Raw genomic sequence first — 15,184 nt, 5'->3', positions numbered from 1 at the left:
TCTTGAATTAAGTTTTATTAATATAAATAGGGATAAGCCCAAAGGGCATATACTCGTCAATCTTTGCTTTCAATCCATCAAATTTTACAGGATTTAATAATTTACTGAAGGCTCCCATTTCCGACTCGTTTTCACCGCCCACTTTCAGAACAACAGGAGCTAAATCACTTAATTGCGCAAAGCCCGGATCGCCAAATCTTCTGGAAGTGAACCAATGCGCCGAATCATTGGTAAATAAAAAGCTCTCATAAGGATGTGGCAATCTGCTTAAATGTGGTGCGGCACTATACCGGAAACATCCATTTTGTGTGTCAGTTACGTTTGCAATTGCACTAATTATAACTTCTGTTGCATATAGACGATGCACTTCCACCTTTCCAAAAATGGTAGATCTTTCAATTGTTGTTTTACCGGATTTAATTTCAATGGCATTTACAGAAGGGTCAATTGATTGAACAATAGAATCTGTTATTGAAACCTCCTCAATAATACCCTCATTTCTAACAATTACAGAACCCAAAATACAGGATTCTATACAAAGGTTTTCTACAAAACCTTCTATGATGAGGTTAACCGGTTGAAGCAATTCATTTTTAATATTAATACTGCCTCCGGGGTCTAAAGTGCAATTCCGGATTACTACACATTCGAAATTACCCTTCAAAATTATCTCTGCTTCTAAATCACCTTGGGCTCCAATCCATAATCCATCGAAGGTAAGTTTAGAATTTTCATTTGCCCCTGAGTTTAAAATCCAGTTGCTTTCCAAACAAATAAATGGTCTTTGCATATTTGCGGATTGTAGTGTCATATCCACAATGGAAACTTTGGATGCTATTGGGCTATAGGTTTTACTATCTTCAATTTGTGTAAGTCCGGTATTGAATAAATCGGTTGCATTAATCATTCCTCCTCCGGTTAATATTCCATCTGGCAAAATATCAGTTTGTAAGAATCTGTCATAGCCACCTGCACCAATATTTCCTGAAAAGCCGTAATGGTAAGCGATATAGACTTCCTGATCTTCGGTGGGAGAATTCTGAAACATAAATCTGCCGTTTTCAGCATCTATTGCAAGCACTTTATCTATAGCAAAAGGCCAGGTCATCAGATTTGCCGCTGTTATATTTTCAGTTGTAATCACCTCGTTGGCTGGCATTTGATACCCAACCAAAATTGAATTTGAGTCTAAAGGATTATTTAAAACTGTTTGATTGTCAGGTAATAAAATACTTTTGCCACAATCATCCTTTAATGAGAATGATAATAAGGGGAGTAATATAGCCGGGTCTAAAATTTCGGTATTAGAAGAGAATGATGAAATAACATTTAACAGACTTCTTTCATTTTTGAAAATTAAACCAATAATTTTTCTAAGCTCATTTGCTGCTGTCATTGTGAGTGGAACCGGTAAAGCAATTAACTGCTGAATAATGGCTTCAGATAATAAGTATGTTGCATGCCCTAATAAGCGGCAAGGAATAGGAGCCGGAAGTTCCGGTTCAGTAGCTGTTCTCCATTCGTTCCAGTTTGGAGATAAGGATGATTTACTAAACAAAGAGATATCTCTGCCTGATGGATCGAAACTAAAACTTACACCATCACCCAATGAAAAGGGTGTTGAATTGATTACTTGATATGCTTTTAAGCGATATAAATAAAAAGCAAGCTTAGAAATGGAATAACGACCTTGCAATCCATGATGACGGCGCATATCCGGAGTGTGAAAGAATTCTTCAAATGGTCCATTAATTAATTCACTGGTTCGTGGGTTACGCAAATCTGCCCAACCGCCGGGTAAGGTGCCGGAATATTTTCCTGACAATGTTTGCGGTTTTGTATCGAGCCCATGTCTTGATCGGGCAAGCTTTTGAAATTGTTCAACTAATTTGCCTTCCCATCCACTGATATCACTTATTAATTCTTCAAGAATTCTAGGAGTTCCTTTTCTTCTTCTGTAATAAATGGTTTTGGCAACATCAATCCGACGACCTCTTTTATTTTTTCGGATAAAAGCCGGGTAGCCACTAAATCGCCGATATATGGAACCGCCCATTCGTTACATAACTCAATAAATTGATCATCCCATAAACTATCTTGACTGCGTCGGAGTATAGCAGCTTGTTTGGCAATTACCTGAACAATTGCCCTAAGTACTCCGGGCTTTTCAGCCAAACCATCTTCATGACGGTAAATTGAAGGAATGGTTTCCCATAACTTCTCTGCATAATATTGTTCAAAACGATCTATTGCCATTGGTAATCGTTATTCATTAATCCCATTTATAGTAAGTGAGCCTTTTTCAATATCAAAGAAATATCCTGTTCCGGGCAGAATAGCAAAATCCCCAAAATTTTCTCCATCAATTTGTATGCTTTGAACAGCTTCAATACCTTCAATATTTAAAACCGATTCAAATATTCGGCTTCGGAATAATGGAGTACCAATACCTATATTTTCCGGTGCTAATAATCCATTTTCTGAATCCAACAAAGCAATCCGTAAAGATTTTAAAACATCCTTTTCAAGATATCTATCATTCACCTTAATATTTAGAGAAAGAAATAAGGGGTATGAAGAAGCTTTTATAACAGTAATGGGTGTAGTTGGATCGGCAGAATTTCTGATTCTTTGCGAAATGCCTGTTTCAATTCCTGCATCACCGATATAAAAAATGTGAGCCGTTGCCCGCAACTTTCGGATATCCCACCGCCATTCCACCTGAACCGCCCGAACTCCGGGATAGGAAGCAGTTAAAGCCTGCATATCTTGCAAGGAAACTACACGACCAAGCAAAAGCGCAGATTTAGGTGCAAACTCTCTCATGCTCTCAGTTTTTTCTGCATCTGCCCCACCAAAAGCAGCAACCAAATTTTTTACACTTCTTAATCCTTTTACCGGTTTTGAAATTTGGCTTACCGATCCTGCTGGTGGACCTGCAGCTCCAGCTCCGAAACGATAATTGCAAATAACATTATCCATACCTGTAGGAAGCCGTTGACCTCTAATACCATCACCAAATGTTATAAAAGATTCTTCATCATCATTCTGCCTTACGATATACACCTGATCATATTCCGACGCTCCAAAAAATGTGGAGACTTCTTTCCAAAGAATTCCATTTACATATACAGTTAATGTGTTTTTCACAGATTGATCATTAGCTATTGTTACTGATGGATAATAGGAAAGTGGTTTCTTTTTTAGCTTAAATGTTTGGCTGGCAAGGGATGCATTGCCACTTCCCATTTTCTCATTTTTTACTGATTCACCTCTTGTGGCAGTAATTACATTTCCATAAACATTTACAGGAAGTGTAAGTGGCGTATCCCAAACGGTTTCGGAATCAAGCGTTATTTTACTTTCATCATAAGAAACTCTTCCCTTCGCTTTTACACCAATTGTGTTTTTATCCTGAAATAAAAAATTAATTGGGTGATAATCTTCGATAGGAGTTTCCAAAGGTTTGGTGAGCCATAAAGGATCTGCTGAAGTAAGGAAATTATTTGGTTCATCAATTATAGAAGCTACTGACTGCATTCCAAAATGCACTTTTATTCCTGTTAGTTTAGTCGAATCCCAAGTAATAGCTCCGGTTTTTTTTCGTAGTGAAGAATTAACAGAAACATCGAGTGTAAGCTCGCTAACTGATGTGAAAACTCCAGGCATTTTATATACATTGCCATTAATTTTTATTTCATTTTCGGGCAATGAAGATCTTAAGACTTCGGCAATTGCAATCACTTTAAACCATCTTATATCATTTGCATAAACCATAAGTATAAATCCTCCCGGATTTACCTGACTGCTTAAAATATTTAATACAATTTTATTACTGGAAATTGATTCTGTTTGCTGGCTAAGTGTCCACAAACCAGAACTTAATTGAGGTTTCAACAATTGGAGGTTTATTAATAAGGCTCCCTGCCTCAATAATGTCCAAGTTGTAAAGTTTACCTTATTATATTTTCTACCATCCACGCCAATATACTTCACTATATTACTTACTACTGCTCCCCCATTTTGTGTACTATCTGTTTTGTTGTTCAACAATAACAAATCATTTTCTTTTATCTCCGACTTTAATTCTGCCAACAATGCAGAAGGATAATTATTTAATATCACCCCTTTATGTGGAGCTATAATACCCAATTGATTGGTGAAAGGATGAATAGTCGCTTCATTTGTCAATTCAAAAACCTGTGGTGGGTTTCCATCAAATGCACCTGAACGAAAAGCAGTACCTATCGGCAATTTTAGTTGCAATCTACCTTCGGCAACTGCTGCCAGTTCCACCATTGAGCCTACAGCCGGGCTTGGTAGATAACCTAATAAATCAATTAATCGCCGCAGATTTGGTTTCAAAAAACTTGTCTTGATATATGCTTCATTGGCAAGCACTTCATCATAAAAAGAAAGTGAATCGCAGATATATGCCCACATTTCCAATAACATTATTCCCAAATCATCTTTATCTCTTGCTCTCCAATTCGCTAAAGGCAATACAGAAATTAATGTGTTGTTGCTGTCAATCAATTCAACTACTTCAGTTTTTATATCTCTGAGCATCGCTTTTCTAAATTCATGGAAGGTGGCAATCTGCCGGGGTAATTTGTTTAACCCGGCACTAATATTTAAAGAAACCGGATGAACAAACTGATCGCAAATACAAGAATAGAGACTTGATGATTCAATACTTTTATTTGTGCAATTAGCGCAACTCATATTCCGCCGTGTGTATAGAGTTTAAGTGTTCCCCATTCCGGGTGCAACGGATTATTTGCTATCCTGATAATAGTATCCTTGCCGGGATCATAGCTTAGTTCGGTGAATTCCCGGGTTTCAAACCAACCTCTTCTTCTGAAAAATATTTTCTCTATAGCCTTAACTCCCTGGACTGCCTGGATAGTGGCTTCCAGTGTGGAACGTTCCAAAAATTCGCCAAACGTAAAACGATCTGGAGAAAAATACCCTTGTACCGGCCGAATTCCTTTTTTTCCGAAAAGAGCTAAAAGAATTCTTTCTTTTACTTCTGCCGAATATGCATTTGCCGAAACACAAATTTCTATTTCCAGATCAATACTCGCATAAACAGGATTCATAACATTTATCTCACGACCTGCCTGTCTGAATCTATTCAGTTGGTCTGTTAAATCTTTTCGATTCTCTTCTTCCAGATAAACAGAATCTTTAGAATCGGGAGTAACAAAAGCTGTTAACCAACTGCCGGTCCACCGGAAAACTGAACCTGCTTTTTGAACCCATTCCAATCTTTCGGCTGCTTCCGCATAATCTTCAGGTCTAACAGCTCTGTATGTAATTGCTTTAAAAGCATCAGGTGCCAATTGTCTTAATACATCGGGTGTTTCGGCATCTAATCCTCCAATTGCCCTTAATGGATTTGTTGTACTAACTCCGGCAATGGCCGGGGAAATATGATTAAGCGTTTCTTTTGCAACATTACTTCGTCTGGTACCGCCTAACCGATATGTAACTTTAAAAACACTTCCTGCATCCGGGATTCTTCCAAATTCACCATCTCCAAAACGAATAGTAACTCCTAGGTTCATACTATAATCCTGATGGATAAAGTCCTGACCTATCTTTTGATAACCAACTACACGTTGCCATGTACCATCATCAAGTGTAAAATGATTATCCATTGGTTTAGAGGAATTTACTCCAATTAAAGTATTGGTATAAATCCATGGCTCAGTAAATGGCTTGGGAATCCATAAGCCAGAAACTATATCATAAACAACTTCCTCTAAGCTAATTTCCGGAAGATTGAAAGTAAGTTTATTTTCACCAAGATAAATAATTGGGACATTCTGGGAATATGGCAGAGTAAAAAGATGGGAATTGGAATCATCATGTCCTTGGCGATTTACTGTTTCTCCTACCGAAATTGGAATAAAAGCCGCTGTTTCTTGGGCTGATAAATTAGAAACAAGCTCATTCATAATAAAAAAGGCCTGATAAGTTTTACCTGCAACAGCAGGAACAATATTTCCCCTTACCGTTAAAACTGTTAGATCAAATTCATTACGAAGCGCTTGTTCATTTTCCCAAACAAGATGGGTGATATTAGTATTAAAAACAGGATCAATTAAATCCGTAATTTGTATTAATCGTACTAATTGAGTTCGTTCAGGCTGCGCCGCATCAGTGGGAATTGTTTTTAACAGCACCCATTTACCCGGTAATTTATCTGCAGGTAAATCATCAAATGCAAGGTCGTTTGCATGATGACCCTCAATGAATAATTCAGTTTCCCCGACTGCCAAACAAGTATCATCTTCATCCCATACATGCGGATTAAATGTATTATTAACTGCAGTTAGTGAATACGTTTTTCCATTCATTATTTCGATAAGACCTTTGCCTACTTCAAAATCAATTCTGGTATTATCATCACTTAAGCTGAAAACATTGGTCCCAGCGGGCAACATAGTAACACCTGATTCAACAGTAAAGTCAAGCCAACCGGTGGCACCAACACCGTCATGCATGTGATAGTCCACCAAACGGGCATGCCTTCTTATGGAGCGTCTTTGAGTAGCGGTTTCCAGATATGCTTCCCTGCTTACCCGATCCTGATAGTAAGCCATTTCATCACCTAATGCGCTCATAAGTTCTGCCATCATTATTCCTGAATCTGCTTCAAGCCTGTCTGCCCAATCGGGATAACGCAATGAAGCAAAATCAAGTAATGCGGTGCGATAACTCCAAAAATCACGGGCTAAGTAATCAATAGGAAATCGACTAATTCCTCAGGTGGGCATTCATGTTCCGGTGGCTTACAATCGAGATCACTCGGGCAATTGGCTTTGAAACTAAAAGAAATATCATTGAAATAACGATCAATTCGGGGGTCATTGATTACAAAGTTGTAGAGAGAAAAATCTCCTCTTTGTTTTGTTTTTAAATTCAGGACATGCTGACCATCTGCAGGCAATTGCCAACCCATTATGCTCTCTACTTCAATTTCAGGTAATGCAGATGCAGGACTATAAATCCTAATATCAAAAGGCTTTAAACTGGAGGTCAAATCAGGTACATCAATAAGATCAGTAACCTTTCTTAAAAAGAAGATATCCAAAGACTTTTGATCGGGATGTACATAAATAAAATCAATACCTGTTACTCGATTCTGAGTCAATAATTCTGTTATTCGATCTGGTGCGGTGCTCATAGGGTTACATCAATATTTAGATACCTGCGTTCCTGAGTAGCTCTCAGCAAATACACAATCTTTATTTCTAACCTTTCTTCAATATTTTTTATCTGAATCTCATTTACTTCGATAACGGTTCCCAACCATTTTTCAAGAGATTGATTTATAATTACCTGACTTAAGTTTGCATTTACTTCGCTATTAGGAGCAAAAACCATCCTGCGAATTCCGCATCCAAAATCCGGACGATTTACTCTTTCGCCAGGATTGGTAAATAATACCTGCTTCATCATTTGCTCAACATGCTTATCATAATTTGTTTCCTCAGCCAGCGTACCAAATCCCTCATCAACAGCGAATGGGTAACGAATACTATGAATTGATTTATTCATTTCTTGCCATATAATTTAACTGATTTCAATATCTGTTACAGAACCTGTACCTGTATATGTCGTGGGCCCAATTTGAACTGTAACAGTAACTTTCAAGGATTCACTATTTTGTTTCAGATGTCTGATAACACCTTGCGCAATAGCTCTGAACATAAGATTTAACTGTTCACTCGATGCGGGTAAATCGGCATCATCCCCCATCACAGTAGGCCATTCTTCCACAAATGCTTTTTCCATAGCATCAGCCATACTGCCACTATATAAAGATGTTCCGGGTGATTTTGTTCCTGAATCGAGAGCCATATTATTTTATTTTATCCTGTAGTAACCTTGTTAGATAAAAGACTTGGTGTGGCCGGTGGCATTGGCGGTACCGGAGTCATAGGTGTTACCGGTATTACTCCGGCTGCTAATTCTCCGGGATGCATGTGTGTATTAAATGTTTGAACTATCTGGTTAAGATATTGAAGCAGGTTATCGCCAAAAACCAAGGGATGTGTTGAATTTTCAACCAATTCAATTAATGGAGCTTCCACAACAACTTTTATGTTAGCTTGTATTTTTATTTTGCCCGACTGTACTTCAAATGTCATGATATTACTGCCGTTTTCATCACTTAAAGTAAGCACTTCGGCGTCGTCGTTAAAGGTTATCATCAATCCTTTTTCACTCCGTAACATGCGTAAAGTAGGCGTAGCGCCGCTGCCTTGTTCATTAGTTGGTAATTGACCATCAGCCCAAAAGCCACCTGTCCAAATAGGAAAAGAGGGATCACCTCCTTCAAACTCAACCCAAACTCCGGCACCGGAATCAGGAATTGTGTAAAAACCAACGTTATCTCCAGTGTAAGGCAGGCAAGGCAAAGCCCAAACTTCTAACTCATTAAAAACGGCGGGAACATTTACCTTAACCCTACCTCTGTTGGTCGCATCATTATTATCAGTTACTAAACCACGATACTTGCCAAAAAACTTATTTCGTGTCCACTCTAATAATTGTTGAACTAATTGATCGTCCATTCTTTATAGTGTGTTTATTGCCATTTTACTTAATAGTTAATTTCCCCATGCGTTTCTTTCCAATTCTAAATCCATTACATGGCCGACCGCATCAATTTTATGTCTTACACCCGTAACATAATAATTGCCGCTATGGCGACTTCCGGCACCTTGAACTTGGACTAAAGTATGAAACCGAACGATATTGCAAAGTCGGTGAAGACTGGTTTGGCAAGTGGCATTTATAAACCATTGCGCATCTCTTAAAGCTCCCTGCTTCTGGCGGTTAAGGCTCCAGCATCATCAACTGCAGGTGCCAGTTGAATGGATTGTTGTTCCGTGCCATTTAACTCCCGCAATCCACTTGACCCTAAAGTAGAATCTTCCAAAGTAGTTTCACCACCGATAACACTCAGCGTTCTAAGATCAATTTGCCTGCCTTCGGTTCTTGAAGGGCGGGTTGAATCGGAATTTACCTGTAACAAATCAATATTGTTATTCTCATGATTTACAATTAAAGTATTTGCCGGCTGCCCATCTAAACTGCGTGACCGGAAATGACCTGTAGCCATTCCTTCGTTTGTGTATGTAATCCAAAAATGAAAGCCATTGCGACGAGCCAGTGTTCTTAATAAGCTCAAATTAGATTCACGCTGTACATGGCTGTGGTTTTCTTCTGCATGCAGTGAATCAGGTGTTGATTCTACATCAGGAATCATTTGGTCAGCATTAGATATAATGGTAGTTACAATATCGGCGTCAGTTCCTGAATCTGTAATCTGAAATATTGGTGCATGATCAAGATTTTTTCCTGTGTCCTCGCCTTCTATATTTAATGAAGATCCGGCGCCTCCATGATTAAGACGAGATTGCTGTGTGGTTACCGGCCCTTTTACCAGGCAAATCAGACTATCATTTACATGTGCGAGAATACTTAAAATTTTTGCAGGTGCAGTATCTGCTTCTATATTTTGTGCAATATCTCCATCGCAAATGTCCACAGCAAAATTCAGTTTGTAGCTGGTGTTTTGATCCATTTTCTCATATACTTCTACACTACTAACTTTTTGAGTAAGATTTTCATTGGGAATATCATCAACACATATCAGAATATCTAAACCCAAAATTTAAGTTTTATTCGGTATAGCAATTTCAGATTGTTCAGTAAGTGATTCGGGCAATATAGAATCGTTAGCCTCGGCAATTCGCCAGAATCCGGCGGCATCATTTAGATATAGAGAAGCTAAATGATCAATATGCTGACCTTGTTTAAGCAAGTGGTAACCTTTAATGGTTTGTTGTGGAGCGGTTGGTGTTGCAACCACCTTAACAGTTCTTCCCCTATGGTCGGTCACTTCATATTGCGTGGCATTTTTGTATCTGCTTTTTTCGGAAAACATAGTTTGATGTTGTAGATTGAAATTAAAAAGGAAGCATTCCCAATATTGACTCAACACTATTGGCCATGTTGGAAGCAGCTAAAACTTCTTTTTGTTTGCGGGTAAAATTAAAGGCGGTTATGGCAAGTTCTTCGCTCAATTTTCTATTGGTTTCCGGGAAATCTCTCGGAGTTAGAATTTTTAATCCTAAACTCACTTTTGCCTGAATGGGATATAATAATGGTGAATAGGCCTGTTCTTCAACAGAAAAAGTGGTAAGTCTTACTGGTATAATGCGACCAGGCCCCCAAACAAATAACACTACCGGAACAGTACCCCGAGGAACAGGCTGCACTGCTCCGCCACCTCCCAAGCCAAGTGAACTTGAAATTGAACCCATTAAGCCACCCAATAAACTATCACCCTGAGGATACAAAAGCATTTCCATAGCAGCAATTCTGTCTGCCACGCCAGAAATTGCAGCCACAGGATGAGACGCCGGATTTTCCAGTGCATCGGTAGCATCAAGTTCAAGAGCAAGAGTAAAAGTTTCGGGTGGATCAAAGGGTTGGGCTGTATGAGAAGTTTCGCTGCTGGTGGTTGATTCTCCGCCTCCACCTTGACTCCATACTTCCAATGCCCGAGTCATCGTTTCCGGATTGTATTGGAATACAATCACATTTGGAACAGGACCAATAAAGCGCTCAGAGAATTCTATGAGAGCACCTTTTAAAAGTTTAGGTGAGCGGGAGTAGCCGGTGGGCATGGGTTATTAATTTATAATATTTTTTATTTCAGTAGTGAATAAAGCAACCATATTAAGTATAAACAGCTAAAGTTTCACAATTTAATTTTGTAAAAATGTATCCACCTGAATCATGCACATATGTATATCTACAGAAGTGGGGTAAATTAATAACAGTAACCTCCTTATTTTCTGGTCTCCAGCTCACAGTTACTTGTGGGCTATTACTATTATTCGAATAATTCTCTGTTTTACACTGGTTCCAATTATTTTCATGTTTGCAGCTATGCACAATATTGGCTCTATTTTCTTGCAAACTCATATCAATATTTAATTCTTTCTCATAAAAATTATTTGCTGCTTGTTGAACAAATTCATACCATCGCTTCCAGCCGGTTGCCCTACCATCTTGAATTCGTTGAAGTAATCCGGAATCAATATTTTGTTGAAGTGTATGTGTCAACTCATGAGCAAGTAAATATTTTCCATCAACTGATCCAAGATTATATTGTCCATCTCCAAAATAAATATCATTTCCATACGTAAATGCTTTTGCATTAATACTCTTACTCAATTCCGAAGCTTGTACATCAGTATGAATTTTAACAGCAGAAAAATCAGTACTAAACGCATTTTCCATAAAACTTTTTGTTCCCTGTGACAATGGTGAACCACCACCTTTGGATGAATTTAAAGAAGCTGCAAAAGAAGAAGAAACAGATATACCAGAATTACCTGCTTCTGACTTTCGCATAATGGGCTTTTTCTTTTTTTCTTCTTCTTCGCAATGAGCACATTTTCTTTGTAAGGATTTACCTATTAAACCTGTAACAGGTTTTTCAAATTCTTGAGATGACATGCGCATTACCCGGTATGCCATTGCATCCGCTTCTTGCTCATAAATATCTCCCGGGGAATTAATAAATGATTTAGCTCTAATTATTTTATTATTAACTTTTGGAGCATCATTAATTTTAAGATTATGAATCATGATTTTTCTTTCAACTTTCGATTTTCATCTACTTCCACTTGCAATACTATACATAAAGCGAGAATAGGAAAAAATATTATTTATTGATCCGGGAGATGTCATATCTCCAGGTGGTTGAACACCGCCACATACACCTGCAGCTCGCAATGCTTCGTGTTGTAATAATATAGATCTGCTGCTTTCTACACATCCCATTGAGCTTTCCTCGTTAAAAACCCTAGGACATAAATGGGTAATGGCACCAATTGAAGGACATAAGGTTCCGGCGCACCAAGGATTTGGTGGACCACAATGAGAATAAGTAGCAGCCGTATCGCATTTCCAAAGTGCTGGATTGTTCAACTGGCCATCGGCAGCATTCATTCTATCTAGTATGATTGTAATTTGAGCTGAGGTTACTTCACCAAAGAAACGAGCTAAAGATCCAGCTGCACTTCTATCACTCCCGTTTTGCAAGTTAGTAACCGCACGAATTGCACGAGTTGATCTTCTTCTTGCACGAGTCAATCCATCTCTGATCATTTGATTTTGAGAAACATTGCAATCCGCAAAACGTTGAATACTTCCGATGGATTTTTGATTTGTATTTTGATGTATAGTGTGCGTCAACTCATGTGCCAGCAAACTTTTTCCAGAATGGGTATTGGGAGAGTATTGGCACTCATTAAAATAAATATCATTCCCATGCGTAAAAGCTTTTGAATTTATTCCTCTACTCATTTCAGAAGCCTTGCTTCCTGTATGAATTCTTACCTCCGAAAAATCTGCACTAAAAGCGTTTTCCATAAAACTCCTTGTTCCATCCGGCAATGGAGAGCCACCTCCTTTTGAAGCATTTAAAGAAGAAGCAAATGAAGTTGAAACGGACATACCCGAATTGCCTGCTTCAGCCTTGCGCATAATGGGTTTTTCTTTTTTTCCTCTTCTTCGCAATGAGCACATTTTCTTTGTAAGGATTTGCCAATTAAACCTGTAACGGGTTTTGTTGCTTCGTTGGAAGACATTCGCATTACCCTGTCTGCCATTGCTTCGGCTTCCTGTTCATAGATATCTCCCGGCTCATTTACAGTGAGTTTTGCCTGAACAACTGGTTTTGTTTTAGCAAAAGTCATTGCAGGTTTTACAGCTAAATTGTTATGATGTAAAAGCGCATTCATTTTAAAAAGTGGTAAGTTTTATTTGGCGGATAATCTGTTCGGCAATTTGATTTGCAAGTTGAGTGGTATCATTAGAACCTTTCAATTGCATGTGCACATTTAATTGAGGAATATGGTGAGTGCCTGAATATTCCGGAAGAGATTCAGCCAATCTTTCAGCAACTTGTTTGGCTATTGTATTTCCATCATATTCGCTTTTGCCCGACATCCTGATTTGCAATTCATCTATTTGTATCATAAGGTTTTGGTGAAATTTTCTTGCATCTGTTTACCCAGTCCTCTGCCCTCTTTTGCCATCTCTCTTTCAAGTCCGGAAAGTAAATGTGAAATATGCAATTCTGATTTTTCCCGTCGTGCAATAAATAATGCTGATAATATAGTTTGTTTTATTTGGGCACCTGTAATTTCCATTAAAGCAGAAAGCTTAATCAATTCATTTTCAAGTTTTAAAAGTGTTTGGCTATTTGTCATTTCTCCTAATATTTTTTTCCAAATCAGCAGTCTTTGCGCTGCATCAGGTTTGGAAAATTCCAGTACATATCGAATTCTTCTGGTAAACCCACTGTCAATATTTGATTTTTTATTACTCGAAAGAATTACTATACCTGGATAAGATTCGATTGCCTGCAACAAGTAATTTGTATCCGTATTTGCATAACGGTCATGGGCATCTTTAATATCAGTTCTTTTCCCAAAGATCGAATCGGCTTCATCAAAAAGCAAAACCACATTCATGTTTTTGGCTCTTGCTAAAATGCGTTCTATATTTTTTGAACTTTCACCAATATACTTGCTCACTACATTAGAAAGATCAATTCGAAATAAATCTAATTTTAACTCAGCCGCAATTACTTGCGCAGCCATTGTTTTCCCTGTTCCGGATTCACCGGCAAATAACCCGATAAGACCACGACCATAAGGGAAAAGACGTTTGGTATTTGATTGCTCCCAAAAGGTAATCCTTTCCGTTGCTTCAAAAACAAAATCTTCAATTCCTTTTCTAGTATAATCCGGTAAGACCAAATCATCAAATGAAAACGTACCGGGCATTTGCTGTGCTAAACTTCCCAACCTCCGACCGGAATCTGCCCGCAAAGCCTCATAGGCATTTTCAATTGTCGCCGTTCTTTTTTTACCTATGGAAACAATTTGCCCTGCAGTAGTTTCATACCTTAAAACCATTTCTTCCATTTCCCTTTTTTCCCATTCCAATGATTGCGGAACAAATTTTCGCCAGAGGCTTAACCTTTCTTCATAAGAAATATTTGGTAGTGTTATTCGCAAATCAATAAAATGACTATTAGTAACAAGAGATTCATCAGACTCTCCTATTACAAATTGCAAATTGCAGGAAGGAATATCCGAAGGCCAAAAATGCTCTTGCATTGTTTCTCCATACCAGGCCACGGCTGCATTTAATAGAAAAGCCTGTCGTTGTGCAAGCATATAAAAGAGTTGCCAACGGTTTTCAGGAATTCTATCTGCATTTATTGCAATTAGCGGCAATCCCAAATTTTTACTTACTACAGCTGCAAAGGTTTTACGACCGCATCCCTCTGACCCTTCCACAAAAACTCTAAGTTTATTTTGAGGCTGGTTATTCGTTATCCTTTTAATATCTGATACTGTATTGTGAACCGGCCAGTTTTTTAAAGGATTTTCTGGCGATTGGAAATTACAAATGCTGATTAAAGAATCATCAATGGCATCCAATCCTAATAGCCAGTTTTTAATAAAAGGATCACATTCAAATCTTGCAGGTTCGCTTTGTTGAGAAACATTTTCTTTAATTAGTCCCCAAATTTTTAAAGATGATGAAGCGGGTAAAATAATCCAGTTGCCATAGCCAAAAAGTCTTGCAACTAAAGAATCAGTTACATAGTTTTTTGATGAATTATCTTGCAAATAAGCAAATACTCTCCCCATATTTGGTTCAATGGAAATAGCCAGACATATTTGAAGAATATCAATTTCTAAACTATTTAATTTAAAAATATCAGCGAGAATATTTAACCGCAAATCGGGATTACCTAACAAGGCTTGTTCGGTTTCATTTAAGAGAAATGATATCTCTTGTATTTCAGAATCTTGCGCATACCATTCACTTTCTTTAACAGGAATATCTTTATCAATCAGGTATCCATCTACTTCGCTATGGGCATTAAATTCAGTATTGCCGGAATTGGAATTTTCACTCCAAATTTTGCGAAGCCAGGAAATTCGCCTTTGAGAAAGCAATCGAATTCTTGCTACTACAAGCCCAGCTAAATCATCCCTTTGGATATTTACACCTTCAAAAACTATATTTTCGTTTGTATCAATCAATTATTTAAACTTGACTATTT

At 38.0% G+C, this 15,184-nt stretch carries 16 protein-coding genes; all 16 read right to left on the bottom strand.

The features are described 5' to 3' along the window. Window positions 1-7: 7 nt before the first annotated feature. On the bottom strand, window positions 8-1,825 hold the full coding sequence (locus IPN31_09740; GenBank protein ID MBK8682168.1) for a hypothetical protein: 1,818 nt from the start codon (window positions 1,823-1,825) through the stop codon (window positions 8-10). Between the two features lie 92 nt (window positions 1,826-1,917). Further along, window positions 1,918-2,256, bottom strand: coding sequence for a hypothetical protein (locus tag IPN31_09735; GenBank protein ID MBK8682167.1), 339 nt, complete (start codon window positions 2,254-2,256; stop codon window positions 1,918-1,920). Between the two features lie 9 nt (window positions 2,257-2,265). After that, window positions 2,266-4,725 (bottom strand): hypothetical protein, encoded by a 2,460-nt coding sequence (locus tag IPN31_09730; protein MBK8682166.1) that lies wholly within the window; start codon window positions 4,723-4,725, stop codon window positions 2,266-2,268. Then, on the bottom strand, window positions 4,722-6,695 hold the full coding sequence (locus tag IPN31_09725; GenBank protein ID MBK8682165.1) for a hypothetical protein: 1,974 nt from the start codon (window positions 6,693-6,695) through the stop codon (window positions 4,722-4,724). Before IPN31_09725 ends, IPN31_09730 begins: the two co-directional genes overlap by 4 nt. 47 nt (window positions 6,696-6,742) lie before the next feature. Further along, the gene (locus tag IPN31_09720) at window positions 6,743-7,195 is read right to left on the bottom strand and encodes a hypothetical protein (GenBank protein MBK8682164.1); all 453 of its coding nucleotides are present in this window, start codon (window positions 7,193-7,195) and stop codon (window positions 6,743-6,745) included. After that, window positions 7,192-7,569, bottom strand: coding sequence for a GPW/gp25 family protein (locus IPN31_09715; protein MBK8682163.1), 378 nt, complete (start codon window positions 7,567-7,569; stop codon window positions 7,192-7,194). The genes IPN31_09720 and IPN31_09715 overlap by 4 nt, the downstream gene beginning before the upstream one ends. Before the next feature lie 15 nt (window positions 7,570-7,584). Continuing rightward, complete coding sequence (locus IPN31_09710; protein MBK8682162.1) at window positions 7,585-7,872, bottom strand: hypothetical protein; 288 nt, start codon at window positions 7,870-7,872, stop codon at window positions 7,585-7,587. An 11-nt stretch (window positions 7,873-7,883) separates the two neighbouring features. Further along, window positions 7,884-8,588: a hypothetical protein gene (locus tag IPN31_09705; protein MBK8682161.1), complete on the bottom strand. Its 705-nt coding sequence runs from the start codon at window positions 8,586-8,588 to the stop codon at window positions 7,884-7,886. A 242-nt stretch (window positions 8,589-8,830) separates the two neighbouring features. Continuing rightward, window positions 8,831-9,691 carry a hypothetical protein gene (locus IPN31_09700; protein ID MBK8682160.1) on the bottom strand — a complete coding sequence of 287 codons (861 nt, stop codon included), beginning with the start codon at window positions 9,689-9,691 and terminating at the stop codon, window positions 8,831-8,833. 3 nt (window positions 9,692-9,694) lie between these two features. Beyond that, window positions 9,695-9,967 carry a hypothetical protein gene (locus IPN31_09695; protein MBK8682159.1) on the bottom strand — a complete coding sequence of 91 codons (273 nt, stop codon included), beginning with the start codon at window positions 9,965-9,967 and terminating at the stop codon, window positions 9,695-9,697. 22 nt (window positions 9,968-9,989) lie between these two features. Beyond that, the gene (locus IPN31_09690; protein ID MBK8682158.1) at window positions 9,990-10,712 is read right to left on the bottom strand and encodes a hypothetical protein; all 723 of its coding nucleotides are present in this window, start codon (window positions 10,710-10,712) and stop codon (window positions 9,990-9,992) included. Between the two features lie 52 nt (window positions 10,713-10,764). Next, complete coding sequence (locus IPN31_09685; protein ID MBK8682157.1) at window positions 10,765-11,682, bottom strand: DUF4157 domain-containing protein; 918 nt, start codon at window positions 11,680-11,682, stop codon at window positions 10,765-10,767. Between the two features lie 24 nt (window positions 11,683-11,706). Beyond that, window positions 11,707-12,624 (bottom strand): DUF4157 domain-containing protein, encoded by a 918-nt coding sequence (locus tag IPN31_09680; GenBank protein MBK8682156.1) that lies wholly within the window; start codon window positions 12,622-12,624, stop codon window positions 11,707-11,709. After that, complete coding sequence (locus IPN31_09675; GenBank protein ID MBK8682155.1) at window positions 12,519-12,839, bottom strand: hypothetical protein; 321 nt, start codon at window positions 12,837-12,839, stop codon at window positions 12,519-12,521. Before IPN31_09675 ends, IPN31_09680 begins: the two co-directional genes overlap by 106 nt. A 1-nt stretch (window position 12,840) precedes the next feature. Then, complete coding sequence (locus tag IPN31_09670; GenBank protein ID MBK8682154.1) at window positions 12,841-13,077, bottom strand: hypothetical protein; 237 nt, start codon at window positions 13,075-13,077, stop codon at window positions 12,841-12,843. Next, window positions 13,074-15,164 (bottom strand): ATP-binding protein, encoded by a 2,091-nt coding sequence (locus IPN31_09665; GenBank protein MBK8682153.1) that lies wholly within the window; start codon window positions 15,162-15,164, stop codon window positions 13,074-13,076. The genes IPN31_09670 and IPN31_09665 overlap by 4 nt, the downstream gene beginning before the upstream one ends. Window positions 15,165-15,184 lie beyond the last annotated feature (20 nt).

This window comes from Bacteroidota bacterium (assembly GCA_016715425.1).
In the GTDB taxonomy this organism is placed as follows: domain Bacteria; phylum Bacteroidota; class Bacteroidia; order Chitinophagales; family BACL12; genus JADKAC01.
The sequence above is the reverse complement of the archived record's forward strand: the minus strand, read 5'-3'. Positions and strand labels throughout refer to the sequence as shown.